We start from the raw sequence: 25,994 nt of genomic DNA, 5'->3' as shown, positions 1-25,994 counted from the left end.
GAAATGGATAAAAAAGGACCCCAAAGGGTCCTGTGCTACCCATTGGCAACCCGGCTGTCATAGCTTATGCCTTAGACCCGTGGCTTTGCGTCCTTATCTTTCGATAAGTATGCCTTTATCAATGTCAATATATGAAAACATCTTTCCCGAATAAAAACCGGATAGGGAATTAATACCATGTCCAAAGTAACATGTTATCAAAATAATTGTCAATAAAAACAAATTATCTTTTTAAAATTATACAAATTTCTTATCCGTCATTTGTCCGGCAACAATTAAATAAGACAAGTTGACGGATCTCATTGCCTTATGTAATATAATCGTAATTAAAACAACCCGGGGAGAACCATGACATGGATCAACACATTGAATTGTTAATTGACTTATTCGACAAATATACGGACGAGCAAATCGCCGATTTATCCGACTTTTCTTATGAAGGCCGGAGCATGACCCGGGAGGAGACTCTGGTTGTCGTTTCTACCTTTCGGGCCTCACGCATCGCAAGAGGATATATCAATGGCGGCCGCACAAGACAAAATCAATCCGGCTAGTTTTAATAAACCGGCAAAGGCTGTTCGCAGCTCGTGTCGGTTTATTTTTTAGCATAAAAATGTCAGCTTAGTCAGCAAAAAAAAACTACGGCGGCATGAATAACATACATGTTATTTGAGCCATTGGTTTTCTAAATTTTTAAGATAATTTTGTGGATCGCGTTTAAACCGTTTGCGCATAACACTATCGCTCAACCGGTTATTCCATTTTTCTTTCTGTTTCTTGTAGCTTGTGTAGTCGACCATCCTTAAACGGGCGATTAGGTTTTCCTGTTTAAGTCCATCATCAACGAGCACAACCATCTCACCATTCCGTAAGATGTATTCGTTCCAGTTGCGTAGCCCGGTCATCCGACGGTGTCGTGTCTTCGTAGCTCGGAAGAAGCGTTCCAGATCGTTGTTCGTTCTTGGCACATGATAATGATCGTAGCAAGTGAAGAGTCCCTTCCAGAATCCCTTGCTGTAACTAAGGAGATTGTTAACCATTTCCAGATCATTCTCTTCGGTATAGGAAAGCCGAACCCAATCCAACAGCTTTGTCATTTCCCATTCAACTGTCTTGCTTGTCTTATCCATGCTGGGTTCAAGGATTTCTGCAATGTGACGGATTGGCTTCATCCAGCGAGCGACTTTCTCGTATTGTTGCTGAAGGGAATCGACTTTACTAAATATTCTGAAAACGTTTTGAAGTAGGGTGGCCCCCTTTTTTATCCAAGCATTTTTGAAGGGACGCTTGAATGGCTTGGGCCTGTTCATAGATACGCATACCGGGTAAATCTAATGGAGGATTTCCGTCTTCCAAGAGCAATGCACGTACGGCAGCAACGTAACCCTTCGCGATGCTTGCTTCTTGTGAATCCGACTGTTCGATTTTCCGCTCGACTTCACGAATGCCGCGCATGCTTTTCTTGAGCTCGGTCTTTAACTTTCGATCGACATCAACAACCGGTTTCGCGATGTCTTTTAAATAATGGTACTGGCAATATTGATAAGGCACATCGGGCAAAAGCGTCTCCATCGCTAGACGAATGGATTGCTGTCCATCACTAACAATACCGACGATCGGATAGCCTTGCTCGATGATCGGTTGGATGAGCGTTTGTAACTCGGCAGATGAACCACTTTTCATGTTTTTTGCTATTAAGACAGTACCGCTGAATACTTCACGAATTACATAAAGTGTCTCATTGCCTTTCTCTGGCTGGACGCCATCCATAGACAAGATAATACCGCCGTTTTGTTCTGTGACTTCAGCCAGCACTTTCTTCGTATGTTCAGTAAGACTAGCAGCAAGCAATGTTTGATACCGTTCATACAGATTTTGTGCGCTCCGTTCGGATGTCTGAACACCTCTCGCGTTCAATTCATCCGCAATCTCCTTGCGGGTCATATGCCGTTTGAAGCGAAGTTCACCAACTAGGCAAACAACGTCGAAGCCGTAAGGAGAATGCTTCATGCTTATTGCTTCTGCTTCCGCCGATTTGTAGTATACACCTGGCTTCGGGCAATCTGGATTTTCGCAATGGTAGGCCATGCTCCAAACGTGAACGACTTCTTTCAATGTGGCGATTTTCTTATTCCATGCTGTATGTGAACGACGTAATTTCTGTTGGCAGTGAGGACAATTCTTATGTTCAGGTCTAAAGTATATTCTCCGTTGTGGACGCAGACGGTTTTTGGAAAGCAATGCGGGTCAACTCCTTTGGAAATTTTGACCGTAATTACTTCGACAAACCGTTAGGAAGATCCTGTTAGTTATTCATGCCGCCGTAGAAAAAAAACACTCCGCGGAGTGCTATAAAATTATTGTTGATCTTCCGTTCATATAACCGATCGGGAATTAGGTTATAACCGTTGTAGTGGAAGTAGATGAAGGGGCGAAATTGACCACTTCCAATACTACGGGAGTAGTCGCCTCAATAGGTTCGGATCCTACCGGTACTTCAATCTCAAGCTGTCCTGCCGCGCCATCCGTATACGTCACCAGGTTGTTCATTACTAAAATACCATTGACAAACACATTGACGTAACTATTGTTCGTAGCGAGTGCCGGCAGCGAGGTAGCAGCTACACCAGCATCGGTCTCAAAATCTCCTACAGCAATCGTCAATGTATTTCCGGCTGTTACCTGTGCCGCGACTTCATAAAAAAACCGCTCCACCGTAGGTACTGTTTCCGTCGTTGTTGTCGTAGTCGCCGAAGCAAAAATTTTCAAAATTCTCAGTGCCATTTCCTCACCTCCCATTCTATGATTATTATATTTCTACTTATCATAAATTTCTTAGATTAATGACCCATTTATTAGAAATCGGGCGCAGGCATGTGGATCATCGTTTAAATCACCCTTTAGTGAATCCGTTTGATCGAGAAGCCTACCGCTTCTAAAATGATTAAAGTACTTGCGTAAATCACTTCTTCATTGGAATATATCGTTAAAGCATTGGGGTTTACGTTATATATCTTTCCTTCTTGTAATACGGCATTCACATATAAATTATAATACCCCTCATCGCCCAGCTCTACGAATTCGTTTACTGGTTCCCCATCATCGTTAATAAATCGATTGGCGGGAATCATTTGGGTATTGGAAAGATCGATGTCTGTATCCGCTACGAAAAAGTATCTCCTTACATCAGGTATGATACGAATGGAAGCGTCCCCCGGAGGACCTTGCTGTCCAGGTGGCCCCTGCTGTCCGGGCGGACCCTGTTTATACACGATTCTTGTTACGATGATCTTTTTCTTGCACTTCCTTTTTCTTTTCCGGCAAGGAACCTTTTGGTTTCGCCTTATCCTTTTTTTCCTTTCCGGCACACAAACAACCGCACTTCTACGTTTACCATGTTTTTTAAATTGTCGTTTGTCGGTATAGTCCAATAAACGCTCCTCCCTCCTCCCTTAAAGCAGTTCGAAAGTATTTTGCTTTATTTTATGTGAAAATGTTACGGAAAGGATGGGTTCTTAACCACGATGGCCTTATAAGTAAAAAATGGACCAATGGTACAGGCAACGGCATAGCTTATAGTTGTATAAAAATAAAATGGATTGTATAATTCATATAATGGATTCAATATTTGTTATAACGATGGGGAGGACTATCTTATCATGCGTGATGTCAACGTAAATTCCGTTCGGGCCATCGATCGGGCTATTGATTTATTAAATGTGTTTTCTGTAGAGCACCCCGTTCTAACAATCGATGAGATCGTAGCCAAGACCAAATTGCCGAAAACAACCGCTTATCGAATATTGTATACGCTGGAGCTTCGGGGGCTTATTCAATACGATCAAAAGAACCAAAATTACCGGTTGGGATTAAAATTGTTAGAATATGCCGGTACGCTTACCACTCTCCTTGACGTCAGGCAAGAGGCGGAGGAAATACTTATCAACCTCCAGACTAATACCAAACAAACGGTGATTATGGCGGTCATCGAGCAGGAAACGTTTGTTTATGTTTTTTTACGGGAAAACCCGGTTGGTTTTAAATATTCCTCTTACATCGGACTGCGCCGCCCTATTAATTTTGGAGTTTTGGGACAAGTCATTATGGCCCATTTGACGGAAGATGAGCTTGAGCGTTTATTGCAAAAGCATCCCCTCGTACGAATGACCTCCAAGACCGTCACCGATCTGGACGTGCTTCGCGTCCGGTTCAAAAAAATCAAAGAGGAACGAGTCTATGCGGATATGGAAGAAACGTATGAAGGCGGCATTGCCATCGGTGCGCCTATATATGATGCGGAAGGCAAGCTGATTGCGGCTTTAGCAATTCTTGGACCTGCCGTGCAGTTGGATGGCGACCGGCTGGAGCCGGCAAAATTAATGGTCAAGGAGGCCGCAAGTCAAATATCCTTAAAAATGGGCTTTAAAGAAGCATTGGGCGGGGTGCGGCTTTAAACCTATGATTCCCATGTCCTGTAGGGAAGTCAAAAAACAAAACGGCCCTGCGGGTTCGCGTGTATATTCTTGGCATACACGGCAAATCCCGCAGCGCCGCAAGGTTTAATGCTTAATCGACCCGTGCGGATCGATGACAAATTTCTTGGAAGCCCCTTTATCAAATTCCGAGTAAGCTTGAGGTGCTTGATCCAGCGAAATCAAAGTGGCGTTTACCGCCTTTGCAATCTGTGCTCTACCGTTCAAAATCGACATCATCAATTCTCTATGATACTGCATCACCGGAGTTTGGCCCGTTACAAACGTATGAGCTTTAGCCCACCCCAATCCGAAGCGGATCTTTAACGTTCCGATCTTCGCATCCTCGTCTGCGGCCCCCGGATCACCAGTTACATAAAGACCCGGAATGCCAAGTCGGCCTCCTGCACGGGTTACTTCCATAATGGAATTCAATACGGTAGCCGGTGCTTCACCGTGTGCGTGACCATGGCCATGCGCTTCAAAGCCTACGCAGTCAATGGCGCAATCCACTTCGGGAACACCCAAGATTTGTTCGATTTGTTCCCCTACATTGGGATGCTCTTTCAGATTAACCGTTTCACATCCAAAGCTTCGGGCTTGCGCTAATCGTTCGCCGTTCAAATCGCCGACAATGACGACAGCCGCACCCAGCAATTGAGCCGAATGAGCCGCTGCCAAACCCACAGGACCGGCACCTGCTACATAGACTGTAGAACCGGGCTTCACGCCCGCGCTTACGGCACCGTGGTAACCGGTTGGAAAAATATCGGACAGCATCGTCAGATCGAGAATTTTTTCCATCGCCTGGTCTTTATCCGGGAATTTTAAAAGCTGAAAATCGGCATAAGGCACCATTACATATTCCGATTGTCCTCCGACCCAGCCGCCCATATCCACATAGCCATATGCGGAGCCCGGCCGGTCCGGATTCACATTTTCACAAACGTTGGTATTGCGTTCTTTACAGCTGCGGCAGCGGCCGCACGCGATATTGAACGGAACGGAAACGAGATCGCCTTTTTTAATAAACTCAACGTCACGCCCTACTTCGATGACTTCTCCCGTAATTTCATGACCTAAAACAAGACCGCTTGGAGCCGTGGTTCGGCCTCTGACCATATGTTGGTCACTACCGCAAATGTTCGTCGTGACGACTTTCAATATAACCCCATGATCGCATTTTCTGCCCACATTCAGCGGATTCACTCCGGGTCCATCCCGCAATATCAATTCCGGATAACGGATATCCCGAACCTCTACTTTCCCGGGTTCTACATAGACTACCGCACGATTGTCAGCCATGATTCCCATTCTCCTTTACCCTCTTATTTTTTCTCCCAAAATTTAGGTTCCCATTCCACATGCCAGCTTAATTCCGGATCCAGCTTCAGCATAACGGCGCCATCGTTGGTTGTACCTTGATGATCCTCAGGGGTATAGTTTACAACCGCAGTCGTGACGATAAAGTTATTGAATTGAGTTTCCAGCGCATGTTTGACCGCTTCCGGATCATCGCTGCCGGCTTTCTTTATCGCTTCGATAACGGTAAGTATCGAATCGTAGCCAATCGCCGTCACGTGGTCAATCTCCTTGTTGTATTCCTTCTTAAAGTCATCCGCAAATTTGACCATTAACGGCTTCAGCGGATTTTGCTCGCTAAGTCCTTTCCATGCGATAGGGGCAGTACCTGCGAAATACAGCTGCTCCGGAATATAATCTTTGATCGAGTTGGCAAACGCGTAGGAAACCTGGCTAGCATTAAGGATCAGCGGAATATCGAGACCGATTTGCCCTGCATTCTTGATGGCAATAGCCGGTGGCGCACCCGGGCCAACAATTTCAAGCGCCTCAATGCCCGCGCTCTTTAAGCGGGTCAACTGCGGAGTCACATCGATATCCTGCAGCCCCATTCTTTCAATGACATACTCAATGCCGTCTTTCTTGTTCATGGCCTCGATAATCTTTGCCGAAATGTTGCCGCTCGTATCTGTCGTTGCGATCAAACCCACCTTTTTGATTCCCTTCTGTTTATACCATTCATGCGGAATTTCATGAAACGCATCTTGCTTTAAAGAAGTGACGAAGCCAAAACTGTTCCCGGGAGCCGTATACGTGGGGGATAAAGAAAACATAATGACTTTATTCTTATCGGCAACGGACTGGATAGCGCCGGAGGTTTGAGCTGTGCTTGGCCCCAAAATAATCTTGGCGCCGTCCTTTTTAATCAGCTTTTGTGCATTCTGTACCGCTTTCTCCGGATTATTCTCATCATCGTAATAAATCAGCTTCAACTCGCGGCCGTTAATTCCCCCTTCCGCATTCACCTGTTTGGCCACCATGTCAAAAACCTCTTTCATACTTGACCCGAGAAATCCCGCACCTCCGGTCATAGCCATCGTGGACCCCAAGACAATCGGATTCTTCGCATCCGTCTTTGCCGCTTCGCCGGATTTATTCGGAGCCGAAGCCGGACTGCTCGTCTGATTGCCCGCGCAAGCTGCAAGCAGGACGACAACGAATACCATCATAACGGATAGGGTCAAACTCACTTTTCTCAATTTTACTCTCCCCTTTTACTTTATGTATTCGCTTAACCTTAGATTAATGCAAATAGGCCTCCTTAATATCCTCCCTTGCCAGCAATTGTTTAGCGTCCCCTTCCATCATGATTTCCCCGGACTTGATCACATACGCCCGGTTTGAGATCTGCAGTGCCTGAAATATGTTTTGTTCAACTAAAACAATGGTTCGCCCTTCCTTGCCAAGCTTTTGAATCGCTTCAAAAATTTCCTCCACGATCCTGGGAGCCAGGCCCTGGGACGGTTCGTCCAGGATCATCAGCTTCGGCGACATCATCAGGCCTCTGCCGATGGCAACCATCTGCTGCTCCCCGCCGCTCATCGTACCGGCCTTCTGTGTTTTTCTTTCACGCAGCCGGGGGAACATCTCGTAGACCGATTCCATTCTGGCATCCATCTCTTTCTTTGAGCGGGTAAACTTAAACCCGCCCATGATCAAATTGTCCTCCACACTGAGCTCCCGAAATACTCTGCGGTTCTCCGGAACATGGGATATGCCTTCTTTAACTACGGCATGTGCAGGAAGAGACGTGACGTCCTTTTCCCCAAAATACACCTTTCCCGACGTAACCGTTATCCCTCCTGTTATCGCTTTCAAAACCGATGTTTTCCCGGCTCCGTTCGCGCCTAATATACTAACCACCTCTCCTTTTTCAACATGAATCGAGATTCCTTTCAATACGTTCAGCTGATCATATTTCGCATAAATGTCTTTAAGCGCCAGCATGGGCTTTCTCCTTCCCTAAATAAGCCTCGATGACTTTGGGGTCGTTTTGGACGTCTGCGGGGCTGCCTTCGACCAATTTTTGTCCGTAATTTAATGGCTCAATCTCAAAATCAGTGCTTGACAATTAGCCGAACATCCGATGTCGGTTGCATTCGATCAGAATGCCAGCCTTATAGCGACTGCGATTTCGTGTAAAGTAGTGGCGGCGCTGAAAGGCTTTGATGCGATTGTGGCGGCCTTCTACAGTCGCATTTGTCCAGCGGCATTGATGGTAGTTAACGATCTCCTCTTTCCAGTTGCGCATGGTCTTCAGGGTGCTTTGGACGGCGGGGTGATCAATCCGATCGCCCTGCTCACACCAACGCTCAAATCCCAATTGGGCAATGGCAAGATTCGGCGAGCAGTTGTACCACGTCGTAAATGCTTCTTTCCATTCCCACACGCCGCGCAGTAGAGGGGAGTAATGGAGCAGCGTTTCCAAACGTTCGCGGCTTTTTTCATCAAGCGACTCCGCTGGCGGATTGAGCAACCGATGGTTCGCTTTCAGATAAGCCTTCGCCCGTGGCGACAGGGTGTTCTGCACGGTTTTCCGAACCGCCTGCACGCTTTCGATGACGTAACCGTGAACATGAAAACGATCGGCAATGCGAATCGCTTTTGGAAAACACTCGCGAATCCACGTGTGATACGCCTGAGCTAAATCCATGACCACCGCCTTCGGGTTCAACAGCAGGAAGCCAGGATGCTCTTGCGAATACGCCCGCAGTTCCTCCAGCTTTCGACCGGGCAGCAAGTCCAGCATCGTCTCGCCTTTGAGGTTGTGAATGCCGGTGTTATACGTATGGCCTTTCTTGATGGCAAAGTCGTCGATCCCCAGAACCAATCCGGACGTTTCTTGCGCTTCTTCCCAGACACGTTCGTAGATCCGCTCGCACTCCACTGGCACCGCCTCGTTATGCATGCGCTGTACGGTACTGGCCGGTGTTTGCTGCATCCGGGCGCTATGCGCGGCCGTGGACCCCAGCGCTTGTTCGACCGTCTGGGAGCGAAAGAGTCGGCTGTAGCGCTGCTTGGGACCGACAAATTCGTACGCCCACACAAATCCGGCTTCACAGCGCGTACAATACATCCGAATCGACGGCACGTGCAGGTAGGTTTGCTTTTCGAATACGGAAAGATGCCGGACGATCCGCGGTTCATTTCTTCCCTTGCGGACGACATGTTCAATGGACTTACAGCATGGACAGCATTGCTTGGCGTCCACGGGTAGAGCTTCTATGTGAAGTTCATCGGCATCGATGGACAGAATTTGTTTAATTTTCAGCTCTGGTAAGTCGAGCATTTCATTGATATACTGAGTTTGCATCTGTTTATTCCTCTTTGTTGTTGGGTAGGACTTACAACAATACAGGATTAGCAGATGTTTTTCCATATTTAGCCTTCGATCAATTCGTCAAGCACTGATTTCGGTTTTGAACCAATTTAATACCACGATCTTGTCGGAAATATTCATCACCAGACCCATATGATGCTCAACCAGAAGAATGGATACACCTTCCTTTTTAATGTTCAGAATCAGATCTGACAGCACTTCGGTTTCCATATCATTTAGCCCGGCTGCAGGTTCATCCAGGATCAGCAGGGAGGGTTTGGCTGCAAGCGCACGCCCCAATTCGACAAGACGCTGAATACCGAACGGCAGCTCCGTAACCGGTGTATAGGCAAAGGGTTCGATCCGAAGAAGAGCAAGGATTTCAAAAGTTCTCTCTTCCATCTGTTTCTCGTTGCTTCTTGCTTTTCTCAAGCCGATACCGGCAGAAAATAAACCATGGTCGTATTGATGATGCAAACCCAGCATGACATTTTCCAACACATTCATTTTATGGATTGAAAACAACCGAATATTTTGGAACGTCCTCGCGATGCCCATACCTACAAGCTCATGAGTCCTTCTACTGGCCAGATCCGTATCCTTGAACATAACTCTGCCGCTTGAGAGAGGAAGCACTTGGGTGATTAAATTAAGCAGCGTCGATTTCCCGGCTCCGTTCGGTCCTATAACCGAAACAATTTGCTTTTCCTCCACTTCAAAAGACACATTGGAAACGGCCTTCAAATCACCAAAATGCCTGGATATGCCCTCAACTTGCAGTAAACCCAAATCGTTCACTCCTTCCCCATCGATTCTTGATACACCCTGTTTTCCTTTGGGGTCGTCTTTCTTCCTTTTAACGATAACGATACCTTATCGATCGCCGATTGAACGCCTCCCGGAAGAAAAAGAACAACCAGCAGAAAAATAATCCCCTTGATCAAAATCTCGTAGTCCTCCATCAAGGCTGAGATCTGCGGAATAATTTGAAAAACGAAAGTCCCCGTAATCGGTCCGAGATACGAACCAAGTCCGCCAAGAAAACCCATGATCAACATATTGATCGAATTATGCATACTTACAATGTCCGGAGAAATAAAAACCATATAATGAGCGTAGTATCCGCCGGCTAATGCGCCCAAGGTACAGCCCAGAACAAAGACTTTCATTTTAAATCGGAATACATTGACGCCAAAGGAAGCCGCAGCCCCCTCATCGGAATGGATGGCCTTCATCGCTCTTCCTGCACGGGAATTCGCCAGATTTTTCGTCAGAATGAAGATGATCAGCACCGTAATCCAGATCAGATAAAAATGATCGTGGAACGAATGAAATTGATACGATCCAATAGAAAAGCCCGGAATATTGGCAAGTCCGTTGGGTCCTCCCGTGATTTCACCACCGCTGTTGATTAAAGTGAAGAGTACGACCCCAAGCCCCAATGTCCCCAATGCGAGAAAGTAGCCGGACAATCTTAACAGCGGGAACGCAATAAGAAAGGTAAACATCGCGATCAGGATGCAGCTCAGCAGAATCGATAAAAACGGATGCACATTCAAATGAATGGACAGATATGCGGATACATAAGCGCCTAAACCAAAAAATCCCGCATGTCCAAGCGCAATGAGTCCGGCATAGCCCAGAATTAAATTCAGGCCGATCACCGCAATGGCATAAATCCCGGCAATATTGACCGTTTCAAAAAAATACGATTCTCCTAAAAGAAAAGGAGCGATGATGATAAACAGCACTAAACATGCCAGATCCCAAGAAACCCATTTTTTAGTCACTCTATCCCCTCCTGTCGATTTGTTAACATCACATTAAGAATCAGCCGTTCTTTTTGTAGAGTGACTTGACGGATACCAAACCGCTTGGCAGAAACACGAGTAAAACAAGCAGGACGATGAACGAAAACGCGTCTTTTAACAATGAAGAAACAAAGCCGGCGGCATAGGCTTCGAATAGTCCGAGGATTAACCCGCCGATGATAGCCCCTCCATAGCTGCCCAACCCTCCCAGAAGAGCGGCAATAAACGCTTTTATTCCTAACATCGATCCCTGATAATAACTCATCGTAATGAGCGGGCCTGCCAAAATTCCGGCCACAGATCCCATAATGGAACCGATAATAAAAACGACAAGGATCATTCGTTTGACATGAATCCCCATTAATCCGGCCGCATACGGATCTCCCGAGATGGCCGTCAAAGCCCTGCCAAAATAAGTGTTTTGATTCACCCATCTGAAACCAAAATAAATGAGCAGCGACACCGCAATGATCAGAATCGTTTGCGAATCCACATTCGCCGAAAATACGGGGATGGATACACTTTTAAACAAAGCCGGTATCGCAAAGTTATCGCTGCCCCAGACCAGAAACGCGGCACCTTTGAGAATTTCCCCGAACGCAACGGTAACCACAATCATCGTAAGAATATCCGGCTTTTTTAACGGGTTAATGGCCATTTTGACCATGAACCACCCAATCACCGAAGCTAATACGACGGTTAACAATAGACCTACCCAATACGGACTGTTTAACGTCGTGACAAAGGAGTACAAGCTCAAGGCGCCGATCATAGTAAATTCTCCTTGGGCGATATTAAGAATCTTGCTGACATTGAAAATGATCGTGAACCCGAGAGCGATAAGAGCATAAATAAATCCGATGGTGATACCGCTCCAAAAGCTTTGTTGAAATAACATCATCTGTGCGTCCAACCCTATCTTCCCCCTTTCACGTCTTACTCTAAATAAATGATGAATTATAAGAACATGCTGAGATTTTTCAGATTGAGTATCGTTTGATCGGGAATAATCGTTCGGGAACAAATCTTAAACCCATCTCCGGCCTTTCGCAGAACATCCATTCGTTCTCCAAATAGTTGTTCGATTTCGGTTTCAGACGCCCGGCTTCGCATCAATAAAAAGTGACTGCGAACGCTTAGTTCCTGATCCGACTCGCTTTCAACCAGAATATTGGATACGAAATGCCGGGTGCGTGGCGCAGGATTTTCCGCCCATGCCGACGTTGTGCTTAACCTTTTTACGCGCAGGTTTAATGAAGTCTTCGTATCTTCAAAGAAAGTCATGTCATCCACGATGTTGGACCCATCCCTCTCTTCACGGGTAATCCGAACCGGCATCCGGTATACAATATCATCCGCAAGCAGATCCAGCCATTCGTTAAAAAGCCTGCGGTCCAGTATAGATGCTTCGCGGGTATAAAAATGAGTCACGCGAAAATACGTTTCCATGTTCATCCTGTTCATCTCCTCCGACTATTCCTTGGTCAACATCTCAAACCAGTAGTCATGATACCCTCTGGTCATAAAATCCACATAGTTGGTTGAATAAGCCACACCCGGCCCTGGAAAGGTTTCATCGGGAGCAACATGGTCATATCCCATTAAATAGTTGGAGAAGTTATTGTAATTCAGCGATTTGTCCCGAACCATGAAGCCTTTGCTGGCCTGCACCACCCGTGCCCATATTTCCGTATCGTCCTGCTCTAACGTTCCCGAAGGGCCAAACGAGCCGATATATCCTTTATAAGCATCTTCCTTGTATTGTTCCGGCGCACTTTGATCAATCAGGAACCATGAAATGACTTCCACTTTATCGGGTCCGAGCGGCCGCCAAACACGCACGTTAAAGTAATTGTATAAATGACCTTCGTTGCCGTGAAGCGGGCAGTTAAACGACATATTCGGAAAGCATGTGCCTACAAGCACTTTTACTTTTTCAAACACTTCCAGCTGTTCTTTGGTTAAATTCCGTTCAAACATAGGCCACATTTCTTGCGGCAACCCCTGATATTTAACCGGTCTGGCTTTGGACTTGGGACTGCTTGTGATGACGCAGATCCCGTGTCCGTGGTTACAGGCTACACCATGACCATAGCTTGCATATAACGGATCTTCGGGACTCATGCCAAGCTCAACCGTTGACCGGTGCGAGGTTTGAACATGATAGGGATCTACAAAATTTTCCGATACCATCTTCCAGTTCGCATGAACGACCCAGCGCTGAGGCACGCCCCGCACCTCCATACCTCCATCGCTCCGTCCCAGCATGATATCCAAATACCATCTAAATTCGCCAAGGAATTCCTCCAAAGGCATCGCCTGAGGGTCCAGATTCGCAAAAATCAGGCCTTTATATACCTCTACTCTTGGAATGGGACGGAGTCCCCAGTCTTTCTTATCCATTTCTTCTCCATAAATTTTATCCCCGGCAACAATACCGATCAGGTCGCCGTCAAGGTTATAGGACCACCCATGGTACGGACATGTAAAGCTTTTCTTTTTACCGGCATCGGCCGTACATAAGTGAACTCCCCGATGTGTACAGGAATTCAAAAACGCTTTAATTTCCCCGCCGCCGTTTCGCACCAACAGTACCGGATCATTCACTATCCAACGAGTGACATATTGCCCTGGTTCCCTGATTTCCGATTCATGTCCCAAAAGCTGCCAGGTACGTAAAAAGATCTGCTCCATTTCAATATTGTAAATATCCGGATCGGTCAATACCCATTGGGGAAACAATCCTCGTTCCAGGCTGTTCTCAATGCTTTTCCTTGTCTCTTCATCCAGATGCTTTTTCATGCTTCCCATCCCCCTTGCCCATTTTTATTTCAGTTTGTAATCGGTTTCAAGATATCCATTTCAAAACTAACGTTCTTGATTTATCGGGACAAACGTTCCGTATAACCAATCGACCACACTGTAGTCATCCGTTTTTCGCTGAGATAATATCGCGTTTCGCAGAAGAATGGCTGTATTGTCCTCCGTATGAAGGATATCGCCAAAGACGCGGGCGGTCTGCTGCACTTTGGCGGCTCTTGGAGCCCGTTCCTGCTGGTAGGCCATAAACGCCTGCTGTATTTGGCTTCCATGCGCTTCGAGTTTCTCGCCTAAAACGAAGGCGTCTTCCAACGCCTGACATGCTCCTTGCGCCAGATACTGCAGCATAGGGTGGCCCGAGTCGCCAAGCAGCGCAATCCGTCCTTCCGTCCATGTATGGATCGGCTGTCTGTCGTACAAAGGCCAACGGCGTTGGCGGTGAATAAAGGAAACGGCGTTGAGAACGGACGGACAGCACACGCTGAACCGCTCATCGAGTTCTGCCGTGGTCCCCCAATCGTCGGAGTCTTCCTTGTATTGATAGCTCCTAAAAACGACGACCTGATTGTAAAGCTCCTTCCGGCGTACAGGGTATTGAACCAAATGCAGATTCGGACCGATCCAGCAAACGACGTCATCCAGATTGGCCTCGGGAATCTCAGAGATCGGAATGGTTCCCCGATAAGCTACATAATGCGAACAGACGGCTTTGTCTTCAACAAATAATTTACGCGTTCTGGACCATAGTCCATCGGCGCCGATTACCGCATCGGCCGTGTAAACCGAGCCGTCTCTGCAACTGACCCGGGCCCGGTCCCCCAAATCCTCGACGGACAGCGCCTCTTTGTTGTTCAACAACGTAATCAGATCATGGGAACGACATGCTGCAAGCAGTGCATCCAGCAAATCCGACCGATGCGTCACAATATAGGGATAGCCGTAACGCTGGAGGAAGGCGCCGCCTAAATCCAGGGCGGTCATTTCTTGGCCGGTGATGGCATCCATCAAAACCAGTCTTCGGGGCGCAACCGCTTTTTCCATGACTGTACCCAATACTCCCAGTTTATCCAATACCGCCAGTGCATTAGGCGCAAGCTGCAAGCCTGCACCAACCTCTGCGAATTCCGGAGCCTGCTCCAGCACTTGAACCGGCCGTCCGGTTTTCGCAATGCTTAAAGCTGCCGCCAATCCGCCAATCCCGCCTCCGATAACCATAAAAGGAATGTTGTTTGTTTTTGTCATCCTCGAGTCCTCCATGCATTAAACAGCATCATCTTTAAAATCGACATTCACGCTAAATTCGCCAATCCGATCAATGCGGATTCGGACGCAATCTCCCTTGGTAATGGGTCCAACTCCCTCTGGCGTTCCCGTTGTAATGATATCTCCCGGATACAGCGTCATCGCTTGCGAGGCCTTCTCCAAGCAGGTGCAGCAATCCCAGATGATCTCGCTGAGATTGGTGTTCTGCCGCAGCTCCTCATTTACCCACAGCTCCATTTGAAGATGATGCGGGTTGTTGATCTCGTCGGATGTGACAATCCATGGGCCCATCGGCGTAAACGTATCAAACGACTTTCGCCACGTTCTTTCCTCCTCGCCTCGAACCGTAATATCCATTAAGGCAAAATAACCAAATATATATTCCCCCGCTTCAGCAGCGGTGATATTCTTCGCTTCCTTTCCAATAACAAACGCGAGCTCCGCTTCGTGGTCATGCCGCCGGTCCTTGTAAGGCAAAAGGACCGTTTCGCCCGGCCCGATAATGGACGACGGTGCTTTTAGAAATAAACCAAGCTTTTCAATCGTATAGGGAGCGTTGTTAAATTTGGCGTTCATTTCGGATTGATGATTTAAATAATTCACCGGAGCTGCTAAAATTTTGCTTGGCTTCGGTACAGGGGCTTGTAATTTCACTTCTGTTAACGGATAAGAATCGGAATTTGTTAAGGCCAGCTCCAGCTTCGGTTTCCATTCGTTAAAGCTGCAAATCAACCGCTCTAACGATTCTTGAGGATTGTGAGCATTCCAGGAGACAGCTTCCGATACATCGTAGATCCGGTCATTTTGGACAATACCTAAACGATGTTGATTAAATAGGGCAATTTTCAACGGGCAGCACCTCCACATCCATTTCGTTTATGCTCCATGCACATTCATCGGTTTCATTCATTCGGATTCCTGAACCACGGGGGTAAAGATGCCGGTGATGGGTTGAGTTCCGTTATGCTCCTCATAGGGCTGTTCCTTTTCCAGATCCAACATTTCCAGGACAGGACGATCGTTAATCGAGAACAGATAGGCATCCCGGGAGCCTGCATTCACATGCTCGTGCCAGCTCCATGGCGGAAGAACGAAAAAGTCCCCTTTCGACCATTCAAACTTTTGACCGTTAATGACGGTATAACCGGTACCTTCCAACACATGATAGACGGCCGTGTGCACATGACGGTGAGCCTGTGTATGCATGCCGGGCGGCAGCTTTTGCATCGTTGTACCGATGCGCGGATCTGCGGAACCTCCAGTCAAAGGATTGATATAATCCACCGCATAACCGTCAAATGGATCTGCCTCCTGCAATTGGGATAAATGATTCAATGTCCCTTTCGTCTTTTCCCATTTATAAGCCAACAGCGGTGAAGGATAGCCTCGCTTCTTTCTTTCCGTTACCGGCCGATAGGAACCGCCGGCGTATCGGAGCGTAGAACCGTTATCCGGCTTCGTGACAGGTTGGGCGTTATCGGGATGAGGCTCATAGAAGGAACCGGCAAGGTTGCGGACAAGACCAACGTCTAACCCATCCATCCAAATCATGGGTTCCTTTCCTTCATGTCCATGATCGTGCCATGTCCATGACGGCGTTAAAATTAAATCCCCTTGCTCCATATAGGTTTTTTCGCCGTCGACCGCCGTGAAAGCCCCGTCCCCTTCAATAATAAACCGGATCGCGGATTGAGTATGACGGTGTGCCGGCGCCACTTCGCCCGGAAGCAATAATTGAATTCCGGCATATAAGGTGTTGGTGGCATAGCCGATCAAGCCTTTTTTCATAAGGGAGCCATTCCTGTAATGAAGTAAATTGAGGTTTGAATGAAAAAAGCGTCTCCTGTATGCTGGGTCTTGGAATGGGACACATTCACTGCCCTAATTAAAAGGAGGACGCTCTACCATGAAGTATAAGCTGAAACAGAAGCAAAATCAACGAATTACAAGAATTTCCGAAAGAACGCTTGTCATCGGTGCGGACATTGCCAAGAAGATTCATGTAGCTCGTGCTGTGGACTTCCGTGGCCTTGAACTAGGCAAGGAATGCACTTTTTACAACGATCAAGAAGGGCTAATGAAACTAGCCTTGTGGATGAAGGAACTTCAGCAAGCTAATGCCAAAACGGAAATTGTATTTGGCGTTGAGCCTACTGGACACTACTGGTTCCCGTTGGCTGCATTCTTAGAAGGGCAAGGCATCAAAGTTGTAGTGGTGAATCCGCATCATGTAAACAAAACTAAAGAGCTGGAAGACAATTCACCGACCAAAAGCGACTACAAGGATGCTAAAGTCATTGCGGATTTAATCCGAAATGGCAAGTACTCTGAGCCCAGTCTTCCGACGAAGGAATATGCGGATTTGCGTATTCTGATGAATTTTCGAGAGAAGGTATCCATCAATCTCAAGCAAGTGAAGGCACGAATCGGGAACTGGTTCGATCGCTTCTTCCCAGAGTATTCCAGCGTATTTAAGGAATGGGACGGCAAGACCTCGCTTATGACCATGCGACGGTTTCCAACGCCAGAGGAGGTTGTCTCTACAGGCGCCAGAGGCATTCTCACACACTGGAAGACGGAAGTAAAGCGAGGCGTAGGCATCAAGCGAGCAGAGCAACTCTACGCTGCTGCAACGTCCTCCATTGGATTAACGGAAGGAACCATGGCAGCAAGGTTGGAATTATCCGCCCTATTAGAGCAGTTCGATCTGTTTATCAAGCAACTGGAGTCCACGATGCAGAAGGTGATGGAAATCCTGGAGAAAATTCCGGGAGCTGCACACATGCTAAGTATCCCAGGGGTTGGAGAAGTCACCGTAGCTGGATTTCTGGCTGAGGTAGGAGACCTGAACAAGTACGACCATGGCCAGCAGATCATCCGCCTGGCGGGTCTCAACCTGAAAGAGAACAGCTCTGGTAAACGTAAAGGGAAGACCGGCATCACCAAGCGAGGGCGATCTCGCCTCCGAGCGCTTTTGTTCCGTTGTATGATGCCGATGGTGGCCAAGAACGAAGTGTTCAAGGCTCTACACAAGCACTACACCACGCGGAGTCAGAATCCGCTGAAGAAAAAACAGTCGATCATCGCCCTATGTGGAAAACTCATTCGAATCTTATACACCTTGGGGACAAAGCAAAAAGAGTATGATGCAATCGATGTATTAGGACCCGTTCGACAAGCCCAGCTACAACGGAGTGCAGCTTAAAATTAATCAATGTCATCCTGAATTCTCACGTATTCATATGTGTACAACTTTGACAACGGAAGCACCGGAGAAGCCGAAGAACAATACACCATAAGGGCAACGACCCAGTAAGGGAGCAAGAATCGGCCTCCACCCCTTGAGAGGTAGAACGAAGGAATGTAAGGGCATAGACCCAGCGTGACATGGGAGGGTAAACCCCAAGGGTGAATGTGGAGATCCACTGTGCGATCATACCAATATATCCATAGTTTGGATAAAATCGAGTTCAAGCTCTATTCCCGCCACCGGCCCTTACAGAAAAAAATGTAATCTATTCAATTGTTCACCAATGTCTATCAACATCCTCAAGGCGTCAAAGTTGAAAAACTAAGAATGGGCGGGAAAACAGGAGAAAAAATTACTTTATAGTGGGAGGGATTCTGCAAATAAACGACCCGCCGCTCACTGTCTCTTCCCAGTGGCAGCAGCTCCCCAGACCTCAAAAGATGCTTGTGGATCGTTTGCCATTTCCAAAGATAAGGCTCCACATCGTGGGCCGGCTCTTTGGTCACCATATACCTGAGCTTGGTCCACAGCGGTCCCAACTGATCCTGTTCAAGCTCCTCATAATATTGGTTGAAAATCTCTTCTTCGCTAACCGAATTGGCCACTTTCTCTCCTCCTTTTCAATCCATACAGTGGATTTATAATTCCACATTATGGTTTGTTGCTTAGATTTTAATATAAGCCATTTCCCTTGTCAACGCTTTCATAGAATTTTTGGAATATATTCGCTTTTTGATGGCCTGTCATACGGTCTGCAAAAACCGGAACAGCACAAAAAAGAGGAGACATTTCATCTCCTCTTCATCCTATGGCGTTCCAGTTACCCGCCGATATGAGACATCTCGACTTTTTTCTTTTTCGTGATTTCAGGCGTATTGGAGAGCCTTTCTTCGGAATAACGGTCCGTCCGGTGACGCCAAAACTCCGTGATCAATTCCCGGATCTCCGGATCGCTCTTACCCTCTCGCAAAGGGGCGCGGAGATCGGTTCCGGCTGAAGCGAACAGACAGCTGTACATCTTCCCTTCCGCGGAAAGCCTTACTCTGGTGCAAGTGGAGCAGAAGGCTTGAGTGACGGAAGAGATTAGGCCGATCTCCCCTTTTCCCTCCAGATAGCGATATCTTGAAGCCACTTCTCCATAATGATTGGGCCCGACCGGTTCTAGCGGCATTTCACGATGGATCCGCTCAACGATATCCCGGCTGGGAAGCACTTGATCCAGCCGCCATCCATTGGAGTTGCCTACGTCCATATATTCAATAAAACGGAGGATGTGCCCTTTCTCGCGAAAATATCTGGCCATGGGAAGTACATCCTGATCGTTCGTCCCCTTTTGAACCACCATATTCACTTTAATTTGCAAGCCTGCAGCCGCGGCCGCTTCGATTCCTTCAAGAACGTGGGATACCTTGAATCCCCGGCCGTTCATTTGGCCAAACCGGTCATCATCCAGGCTGTCAAGACTTACCGTAACCCGGTGCAGCCCCGCTTCCTTCAAAGCTTTCGCGTGCTTGGCCAGTAAAGAGCCGTTGGTTGTCATGGCGATGTCTTTGACTCTGCCGACCTTGCTGATCATGTGAATGAATGTTGGAAGATCCCTGCGCATCAGCGGCTCCCCGCCGGTAATGCGCACCTTCTCCACACCCAGAGAAACGAAAATCCGGGTCAGTCTGGTCAGCTCCTCGAAGGTGAGAAGCTTCTCCTTGGGTAGAAATTTGTAATCGGACCCGAATATTTCTTCGGGCATACAATACCGACAGCGGAAATTGCATTGATCCGTAACGGATATGCGCAAGTCACGGAGGGGGCGTTGTAGCTTGTCGACAATTGAACGGGTTGGTTTCTGCATGCGCTAATCACTCCCTCAACGAGCGAAATTAATTCTCGTAAACGATCTGTCCGGACTCCCGGCAGCTGTACCCTCCCAAGAATTCCATTTCTTTTTTAAACGACTCGGATCGAATCGCTTGTAACAGGGTCTCCCCCTCTAGACTATAGTAAAAATGCTTGCTCATCAAGAGATCATAACGTTCTTCCGCTACAGGGATAAAATCAAGGTCCATCGCCTGGGCCGCAGAATAAATACCCAGACCGACATCCGCCGCGCCACCCGCCACTGCCGCCGCAACGCTGAGGTGATTGATGGCTTCCCTGTCATATCCATATATGGTATTCCGGTCGATGCCTTCTTGTTTTAGCAGGTAGTCAAATAAAATCCTGGTGCCAGCCCCCCGCTGCCGGTTCATATAAGTCAGCTGGGACTTGCCAATATCTGCGGCAGACCTGATCCCCAAAGGGTTCCCTTTCGGAACGATCCAGCCTTGTTCGCGATAAACCAGCTGAACCAGAACGACCTCATGGCCTTTCAGATACTTTTCAATATAAGGAATATTGTAGCTTCCCGTTTCCTCGTCGAATAAATGAACACCGGCCGCATGGGCCTCCCCTTTTTGGATCGCGAGGATTCCGCTCAAACTGCCGACATGAGACGAAACCAGAAAACGATCGGGGTATGTCTTCCGCAGCAGGGTATGCAGAACGTCCACGGACAAATCATGGCTGCCGGTAATCACGATCGTACGGTCGATCTGTTCTTTAGGGCGGTACAGCTCAAGCTCTACCATCTCTCCCTGCTCATAGCCCATATGTCCAGCCGGAATGCGAAGCAAGCCGTCCGCACGCACCATCGACATTGTAACTCCAGCCGCGCGGGTCAAAGGATTGGCAATATAGGCTCCATCAATACAGCCTACCGTCATGCGGACAAAGTCGTCGGCTCCCGCATCGGATACGATTCTTCTTCCGAGCTTCACCTGAAGAAGATTGCGCTTCGGCTCGATCAGACCGTAATAATGATGGACCAAAGGACGCGCAAACCATTCCAACGACAGATAGGCCGAAACCGGATACCCCGGCACGCCGATCACCGGTTTCCCGTTCACAACGCCTGTAATCGTAGGCTTTCCGGGTCTCGTGGCCACTCCATGAGTAAAGACCCGGCCTAATTCAGAGATGACATGAACGGTATAATCCTCCGTTCCCGCAGAAGAGCCCGCATTCAGAATAACGATATCGGCCAGCCGGGTCGCTTCCAGCACTTTATCTTTAATTGTATCATACTCATCCTTAACGATACCGAGATAAATCGGCTCCGCACCCCATTCCTTCAGATACGAGGCAAACACGGTTCCGTTAAACTCCACAATCTCCCCGCGTCCTACCGCATCGCGCGGCTCGATGAGCTCGGTGCCTGTGGGAATGATCGCCACCTTCGGCCTGCACAGCACGGCAACCTCGACCCTTCCGCCTGCCAGAATCGCCCCCAAGTCCACCGCACGCAGGGCATGATGAGCCGGAACGATCATTTCCCCCACCACGACATCCTCCCCTATAGGACGGATATGCTGCCAAGGGGCTACCGGTTCCAAAATTTCTATCGTATCCTCGTCCACCTGATGAATATGCTCAATCATGATCACGGCATCGAACCCGGGCGGGATCGGATCGCCTGTATCCACGATTTCATAATCAACACCCCGCTTCAGTCGAACGGGATTTTGTTCATCCGCCCCATAGGTTTTTGCCGCCGCAACGGCGACTCCATCCATGGCAGAAGCATTGTAATTCGGCATCGACACCTTGGCATACACAGGATCGGCCGTGATTCTGCCTAAAGCCTCGGTCGTTCGGACCCATTCCACCTTTCTGTCAAACGTGATTTTCTCCAGAAATTCACGCTGGGCGTCCTGCAGCGGAGTGTCTTCCAAGTAGATTTTTCGCATGGTATACCCCTTCCAAAGCCTTCTGCATTCATTTATTTCATTTGCCGCTACGGTCAGATCTCCTTGCCAAACAGCTTGATCTTCACATGATCTCCTTCCAAAATGCCTTCTTTATTCGCTGAAATTTCCATAATACCGTCGCTTTCGACCATAGTCGTAACCAAACCCGACTTGCCGAAGACAGGTACCGCCCACAGCCCGTCCTCGCGCTCCTCCAGACGAACCCGAATATAATCGCTCCGTCCTACGGCGGAAGGAACATTACGGGATATGCGCGCCCTAAACCGCTTATCAAAGGCATCTTTCGATTCGCCCTGAAGCTGCTTCAGGATAGGGACGCCGAGTAAATCCAGCATGATAAGTGCGGATACGGGATGTCCGGGCAATCCCATGACAGGTTTTCCCTGTGATTTTCCAATAATTGTCGGTTTTCCCGGCTTTGTAGCCACACCATGTACCAGCACGCCCGGTTCACCCAGCGCCTCAATGACTTGAACGGTGAAATCTCTTGTTCCCACCGAGCTTCCTCCCGACAAAAGAAGAAAATCCACCTTGCCGAAGAGGGCCCGCGCACGGGCCAAAAACTCCTCATACTCATCCTGCACTATGCCGCCATAAATCACTTCGGCCCCAAGCTGCATAAGCCGGGAACCTATCATCACACTGTTGATATCACGGATCTCTCCCGGGGAAAGCTCCGTTTTGTCCGGAGGAACAATCTCATCGCCGGTGGAGAGAATCCCGACGACCGGGATGGAGGCGACCGCCACCTCCGTTATGCCTATGGCCGCTAACAAGCCCAAATCCTGCGGACGAAGCCGTATCCCCTTGCGAAGGACGTGCTCCCCTATCTCTACGTCGTCGCCGGCCCGGATCACATTTTCCCCCGGAGCGACCTGACGGTAGACATTAAGCAGGTCGCCCACCTCTTCCACATGCTCAATCATCACGATGCTGTCGGCGCCCTCCGGCAGCATCCCCCCTGTAGGAATATATTGAGCCTGCCCTTCCAGAAGCGGAATCTCCGCTCTCTTGCCCATTTGAATTTTTCCCGTAATATCCAGAAAAGCGGGCATGGACTCCGATGCGCCATAGGTTGTTTTCGCCTGAACCGCATAGCCGTCTACCGTAGATCTGGCAAAGGGCGGAACCTGTTCCCTGGAATATACATCCTCGGCAAGGACACGGCCCACCGCCTCCCGGATCGAAACCCGAACAGGTTCGTGAATGGGAGCAAAATGCGTTTCGATGATGTTCACTGTTTCGTCTACGGTTTTTACATTGAAGAATTTCATGCGCTCCTCCTGCGGCTAAAAATGGGATCAACTCTGCATCTACACAAAAAGGAAATCAATCCATTATAATGAAAGATAACAAAAGAAGGGAGCTGTCCATATGAAGGTCAAGCTGTTTGCCAATTTCCGTGAAATTTGCCTGGACAAGGTCGTGGAAGTACCCTCTCCTGACGGAAGCTCTGTCATTCAGGTGCTCGAGGATTTAATCAAGCTTTATCCCGCCATGGATGATGAGGTATTTGATCATGAGCGGAAGCTCAAGCCCTTCGTCCATGTGTTTATTAACGGTAGAAACATCATTCATTTGGACGGATTGAATACTCCCGTCAGCGGGGAAGACCAATTCGCTCTCTTTCCCCCTGTAGCCGGAGGATAATCGATGACGGCAGAGCGGACATTGGAATTTCGCGGCATTCCTCTAGAGCATCTGAAGACTTATTTGATAGAACTGGGGGCGGCAAAACAGACCTTTGAATTTCCTTTTGTTTTTCAAGGACCCGATTGGCAGGCACACATTCTAAGCGAAAATCAACTCCGATTTACACCCGTATTCATCGTAAATGCCGTCTTTATCCGTTTTGAAGCATCGTCCCAGGAAGCTCTTCAACAAGTCATTGCAGCCTTCCGCCGAAAAACATTCAGGGCAGGAGGGTAAAGAAAAGGTGGAATCCGGATTCCACCTTTTTTTATGCTTGTTTAGTTTAGATGATTTGCAATTCTTTCAGCTTTTCCTCCGGAACGACTCCGTCCCTCCAACCGCGAACCTGGTAATACTCATCAAGCATGATATCCATCCGGCTTACCGAGCCCGCGCTGTTCCCGGTGGCAGGCTCTTGCGTAAAGCGTTTAGGCAAGTAATCGTCCTCACGCTTGTTAAAGCCGGCGAGATTGTTATAGTAACGCTCCAGATTGTAGATTCTCTCCCCGATTTTCAATACATCGTCGCCCGTAATGTCAGCACCTGTCATCGCAGAGTACTGCTGCGCATAGTGATCGGCATTTTCGGAGAAGGAGGAGAATTTACATACGTTCATCGAATCCGAGAAGGAGTGAAGATCCTGGAATATTTTCAGCAGCGCCCCTTTTCCTTCCGCTACAAGCCGGTCCGTAGGCTCCGGAATTCCCGCAATTTCACTGGCTACGGTGTAGCCGCGCAGGTGACAGGCTCCGCGGTTGCTTGTGGCAAAGCCAAGACCGATCCCTTGAATGCCGCGGGGATCATAGGCCGGAATCGATTGCCCCTTGACGGCCATTGCCAGGTTCGGATCGCCGAACTTCGCAGCTGCACGGGCAGGCCCTTCGGCCAGGATATCGCCAATGCCTTGGCGGAATACCATCTGCTCTACCAGCTCAATCATCCGATCCGCATCGCCCCAGGAAATATTCTCAGAGATAAGCCCCCGTTCAGCGGCTTCCATGGTCACGGAAAGTACATTCCCCAGCTCGATGGTATCCATGCCGTATTCATTACACATATTGATCATGTAAGAGATCGCTGCCGCATCGCTCAATCCGCAGTTCGCGCCCAGCGCCCAGCCCGATTCATACTCGAAGCTTTCGACCTTTGTCTTGTACTTGCCTTCCTTGACCTCCACTTCCTTCTTACAGGCCACGGGACAGGCGTGACAGGTATTGTCCGCCACGAGCAAAGTCGAATTGACCGTTTCCCCGCTGTGGCCTTCCGCAGCATCCCAATTCGTATATTTGGAGTTCATGGTCGGCAATGCCCCGACTTCATTAATCAGGCTCGTAAGCACGTTGGTGCCGTATACGGAAAGTCCGCCCTTCCTGGGAGCGGTAAGCCCGCCTTCCATCACCGCCTTGAGCCCGCTCTGATTCGCTTTCTTATAATCATCGTCCTTGGCCGGAACGGGCATATTTCCTTTCTGTTCGGCCTTGATCACAATCGCTTTCAAATTTTTGTAGCCTGCGACAGCCCCTGTTCCCCCGCGTCCCGCCGCACGGTCGTTTTCGTTCATGAAGCCGGCATAGCGCACGAGGTTTTCTCCGGCCTGCCCGATACACATGACGCTCAGATTTTCTTTTCCGTATCGGTCTTTCATCACCTGAATCGTATGCCGCGTCCCTTTACCCCATACGTCGCTGGCATCCCGCAACTCGGCTTGACCGTTCTCAATGTACAGGTAGACCGGTTTTGCGCTCTTCCCCGTAAAAATAATATTGTCGACCCCGGACCATTTCAGCCTCGCCGCCGTCCATCCTCCCATATGGGAATCGGTAACGGTACCCGTAAGCGGAGATTTGGTAACGACGCATAATCTGCCGCTCATTACCGTTCTTGAGCCGGATACGGGGCCCGTCATAATACAGAGCATATTTTCGGAAGACAGCGCTTCCACCTGGGGCCCGTTATCCAGCAGATATTTTACTCCAAGCCCCCGGCCTCCGATAAATTTCCTTGCCAGCTCCTCATTAATCTCCCTGTAGCTGACGGTTCCGGATGTTAAATCGACCACTACTTCTTTGTTCTTGAACCCGCCTAAGTTCATGCCGCTCGCCTCCTATTCTAATAAAAACAAATTTTCATTAATATTCATACTATTTCGACATATATTAAATAGTTCCTCCTTTTTTTGCCAATGAATTGATCAAAAAAGAT

25 protein-coding genes, 2 pseudogenes and 1 riboswitch are annotated in these 25,994 nt (G+C 48.3%); of the genes and pseudogenes, 5 read left to right on the top strand and 22 right to left on the bottom strand.

Annotated features, from left to right (window positions below):
* Positions 1 to 41: 41 nt before the first annotated feature.
* Positions 42 to 124: riboswitch (cyclic di-GMP riboswitch) on the bottom strand.
* A 229-nt stretch (positions 125 to 353) separates the two neighbouring features.
* Positions 354 to 554 carry a hypothetical protein gene (locus tag EXW96_RS07615; protein WP_054817894.1) on the top strand — a complete coding sequence of 67 codons (201 nt, stop codon included), beginning with the start codon at positions 354 to 356 and terminating at the stop codon, positions 552 to 554.
* A 111-nt stretch (positions 555 to 665) separates the two neighbouring features.
* Here the strand turns inward: EXW96_RS07615 and EXW96_RS07610 are convergent, their stop codons facing one another.
* From EXW96_RS07610 to EXW96_RS28280, 4 genes are all read right to left on the bottom strand, one after another.
* Positions 666 to 1,172, bottom strand: coding sequence for a hypothetical protein (locus EXW96_RS07610; protein WP_054820364.1), 507 nt, complete (start codon positions 1,170 to 1,172; stop codon positions 666 to 668).
* A gap of 46 nt (positions 1,173 to 1,218) precedes the next feature.
* The gene (locus EXW96_RS07605) at positions 1,219 to 2,088 is read right to left on the bottom strand and encodes a transposase (RefSeq protein ID WP_254611176.1); all 870 of its coding nucleotides are present in this window, start codon (positions 2,086 to 2,088) and stop codon (positions 1,219 to 1,221) included.
* Between the two features lie 306 nt (positions 2,089 to 2,394).
* Entirely contained in the window at positions 2,395 to 2,784 is a 390-nt protein-coding gene (locus EXW96_RS07600; protein WP_054817893.1) for a DUF4183 domain-containing protein, read from the bottom strand.
* Positions 2,785 to 2,900: 116 nt separating this feature from the next.
* The gene (locus EXW96_RS28280; RefSeq protein WP_074727571.1) at positions 2,901 to 3,272 is read right to left on the bottom strand and encodes a DUF4183 domain-containing protein; all 372 of its coding nucleotides are present in this window, start codon (positions 3,270 to 3,272) and stop codon (positions 2,901 to 2,903) included.
* A gap of 387 nt (positions 3,273 to 3,659) precedes the next feature.
* Here EXW96_RS28280 and EXW96_RS07590 point away from each other — a divergent pair, with 387 nt between their 5' ends.
* The gene (locus EXW96_RS07590) at positions 3,660 to 4,454 is read left to right on the top strand and encodes an IclR family transcriptional regulator (protein WP_174350263.1); all 795 of its coding nucleotides are present in this window, start codon (positions 3,660 to 3,662) and stop codon (positions 4,452 to 4,454) included.
* 105 nt (positions 4,455 to 4,559) lie between these two features.
* Here the strand turns inward: EXW96_RS07590 and fdhA are convergent, their stop codons facing one another.
* From fdhA to EXW96_RS07525, 13 genes and pseudogenes are all read right to left on the bottom strand, one after another.
* Positions 4,560 to 5,777, bottom strand: coding sequence for a formaldehyde dehydrogenase, glutathione-independent (fdhA, locus tag EXW96_RS07585; RefSeq protein WP_174350262.1), 1,218 nt, complete (start codon positions 5,775 to 5,777; stop codon positions 4,560 to 4,562).
* Positions 5,778 to 5,800: 23 nt separating this feature from the next.
* Entirely contained in the window at positions 5,801 to 7,024 is a 1,224-nt protein-coding gene (locus EXW96_RS07580) for an ABC transporter substrate-binding protein (protein ID WP_309225057.1), read from the bottom strand.
* A 52-nt stretch (positions 7,025 to 7,076) separates the two neighbouring features.
* Positions 7,077 to 7,781 (bottom strand): ABC transporter ATP-binding protein, encoded by a 705-nt coding sequence (locus tag EXW96_RS07575; protein ID WP_054817887.1) that lies wholly within the window; start codon positions 7,779 to 7,781, stop codon positions 7,077 to 7,079.
* On the bottom strand, positions 7,768 to 7,857 hold the full coding sequence (locus EXW96_RS07570; protein WP_254611318.1) for an ABC transporter ATP-binding protein C-terminal domain-containing protein: 90 nt from the start codon (positions 7,855 to 7,857) through the stop codon (positions 7,768 to 7,770). The genes EXW96_RS07575 and EXW96_RS07570 overlap by 14 nt, the downstream gene beginning before the upstream one ends.
* Before the next feature lie 48 nt (positions 7,858 to 7,905).
* The gene (locus EXW96_RS07565) at positions 7,906 to 9,147 is read right to left on the bottom strand and encodes an ISL3 family transposase (RefSeq protein ID WP_174349589.1); all 1,242 of its coding nucleotides are present in this window, start codon (positions 9,145 to 9,147) and stop codon (positions 7,906 to 7,908) included.
* Between the two features lie 87 nt (positions 9,148 to 9,234).
* Positions 9,235 to 9,942, bottom strand: a complete 708-nt coding sequence (locus EXW96_RS07560; RefSeq protein WP_174350260.1) for an ABC transporter ATP-binding protein — start codon at positions 9,940 to 9,942, stop codon at positions 9,235 to 9,237.
* Positions 9,943 to 9,947: 5 nt separating this feature from the next.
* Positions 9,948 to 10,943: a branched-chain amino acid ABC transporter permease gene (locus tag EXW96_RS07555; protein ID WP_174350259.1), complete on the bottom strand. Its 996-nt coding sequence runs from the start codon at positions 10,941 to 10,943 to the stop codon at positions 9,948 to 9,950.
* Between the two features lie 40 nt (positions 10,944 to 10,983).
* A complete protein-coding gene (locus EXW96_RS07550; protein WP_174350258.1) occupies positions 10,984 to 11,877 on the bottom strand; it encodes a branched-chain amino acid ABC transporter permease in 894 nt (297 codons plus the stop codon).
* Positions 11,878 to 11,921: 44 nt separating this feature from the next.
* A complete protein-coding gene (locus EXW96_RS07545) occupies positions 11,922 to 12,419 on the bottom strand; it encodes an aromatic-ring-hydroxylating dioxygenase subunit beta (RefSeq protein WP_137670253.1) in 498 nt (165 codons plus the stop codon).
* 18 nt (positions 12,420 to 12,437) lie between these two features.
* Positions 12,438 to 13,766, bottom strand: a complete 1,329-nt coding sequence (locus EXW96_RS07540; RefSeq protein ID WP_062409062.1) for an aromatic ring-hydroxylating oxygenase subunit alpha — start codon at positions 13,764 to 13,766, stop codon at positions 12,438 to 12,440.
* A gap of 66 nt (positions 13,767 to 13,832) precedes the next feature.
* Complete coding sequence (locus EXW96_RS07535) at positions 13,833 to 15,026, bottom strand: FAD-dependent monooxygenase (RefSeq protein WP_174350257.1); 1,194 nt, start codon at positions 15,024 to 15,026, stop codon at positions 13,833 to 13,835.
* A gap of 18 nt (positions 15,027 to 15,044) precedes the next feature.
* The gene (locus EXW96_RS07530; RefSeq protein WP_074727526.1) at positions 15,045 to 15,896 is read right to left on the bottom strand and encodes a fumarylacetoacetate hydrolase family protein; all 852 of its coding nucleotides are present in this window, start codon (positions 15,894 to 15,896) and stop codon (positions 15,045 to 15,047) included.
* A 57-nt stretch (positions 15,897 to 15,953) separates the two neighbouring features.
* Positions 15,954 to 16,874, bottom strand: a pseudogene (locus EXW96_RS07525) (cupin domain-containing protein); the annotation flags it as partial.
* 79 nt (positions 16,875 to 16,953) lie between these two features.
* Between EXW96_RS07525 and EXW96_RS07520 the strand changes: the two are divergent.
* Positions 16,954 to 18,252 (top strand): IS110 family RNA-guided transposase, encoded by a 1,299-nt coding sequence (locus EXW96_RS07520; RefSeq protein WP_375256441.1) that lies wholly within the window; start codon positions 16,954 to 16,956, stop codon positions 18,250 to 18,252.
* A gap of 401 nt (positions 18,253 to 18,653) precedes the next feature.
* On the opposite strand, the pseudogene EXW96_RS07515 reads toward EXW96_RS07520, so the two are convergent.
* The 4 genes and pseudogenes from EXW96_RS07515 to EXW96_RS07500 all read right to left on the bottom strand — a co-directional run.
* Positions 18,654 to 18,875, bottom strand: a pseudogene (locus EXW96_RS07515) (cupin domain-containing protein); the annotation flags it as partial.
* Between the two features lie 242 nt (positions 18,876 to 19,117).
* Positions 19,118 to 20,146 carry a GTP 3',8-cyclase MoaA gene (gene moaA / locus EXW96_RS07510; RefSeq protein ID WP_062409066.1) on the bottom strand — a complete coding sequence of 343 codons (1,029 nt, stop codon included), beginning with the start codon at positions 20,144 to 20,146 and terminating at the stop codon, positions 19,118 to 19,120.
* A 28-nt stretch (positions 20,147 to 20,174) separates the two neighbouring features.
* Complete coding sequence (locus tag EXW96_RS07505; RefSeq protein WP_174350255.1) at positions 20,175 to 22,079, bottom strand: molybdopterin biosynthesis protein; 1,905 nt, start codon at positions 22,077 to 22,079, stop codon at positions 20,175 to 20,177.
* A gap of 53 nt (positions 22,080 to 22,132) precedes the next feature.
* Positions 22,133 to 23,374, bottom strand: coding sequence for a molybdopterin molybdotransferase MoeA (locus tag EXW96_RS07500; protein WP_174350254.1), 1,242 nt, complete (start codon positions 23,372 to 23,374; stop codon positions 22,133 to 22,135).
* Between the two features lie 100 nt (positions 23,375 to 23,474).
* Here EXW96_RS07500 and EXW96_RS07495 point away from each other — a divergent pair, with 100 nt between their 5' ends.
* Both EXW96_RS07495 and EXW96_RS07490 read left to right on the top strand, forming a co-directional pair.
* Positions 23,475 to 23,750 carry a ubiquitin-like small modifier protein 1 gene (locus EXW96_RS07495; RefSeq protein ID WP_054817882.1) on the top strand — a complete coding sequence of 92 codons (276 nt, stop codon included), beginning with the start codon at positions 23,475 to 23,477 and terminating at the stop codon, positions 23,748 to 23,750.
* A gap of 3 nt (positions 23,751 to 23,753) precedes the next feature.
* On the top strand, positions 23,754 to 24,029 hold the full coding sequence (locus EXW96_RS07490) for a MoaD-like domain-containing protein (RefSeq protein ID WP_062409069.1): 276 nt from the start codon (positions 23,754 to 23,756) through the stop codon (positions 24,027 to 24,029).
* Positions 24,030 to 24,075: 46 nt separating this feature from the next.
* Here EXW96_RS07490 and EXW96_RS07485 read toward each other — a convergent pair whose 3' ends face one another.
* The gene (locus tag EXW96_RS07485; protein WP_062409070.1) at positions 24,076 to 25,884 is read right to left on the bottom strand and encodes an aldehyde ferredoxin oxidoreductase family protein; all 1,809 of its coding nucleotides are present in this window, start codon (positions 25,882 to 25,884) and stop codon (positions 24,076 to 24,078) included.
* Positions 25,885 to 25,994: the final 110 nt, after the last annotated feature.

This window comes from Paenibacillus sp. JMULE4 (assembly GCF_013337105.1).
GTDB classification, from domain to species: domain Bacteria; phylum Bacillota; class Bacilli; order Paenibacillales; family NBRC-103111; genus Paenibacillus_G; species Paenibacillus_G naphthalenovorans.
The sequence above is the reverse complement of the archived record's forward strand: the minus strand, read 5'-3'. Positions and strand labels throughout refer to the sequence as shown.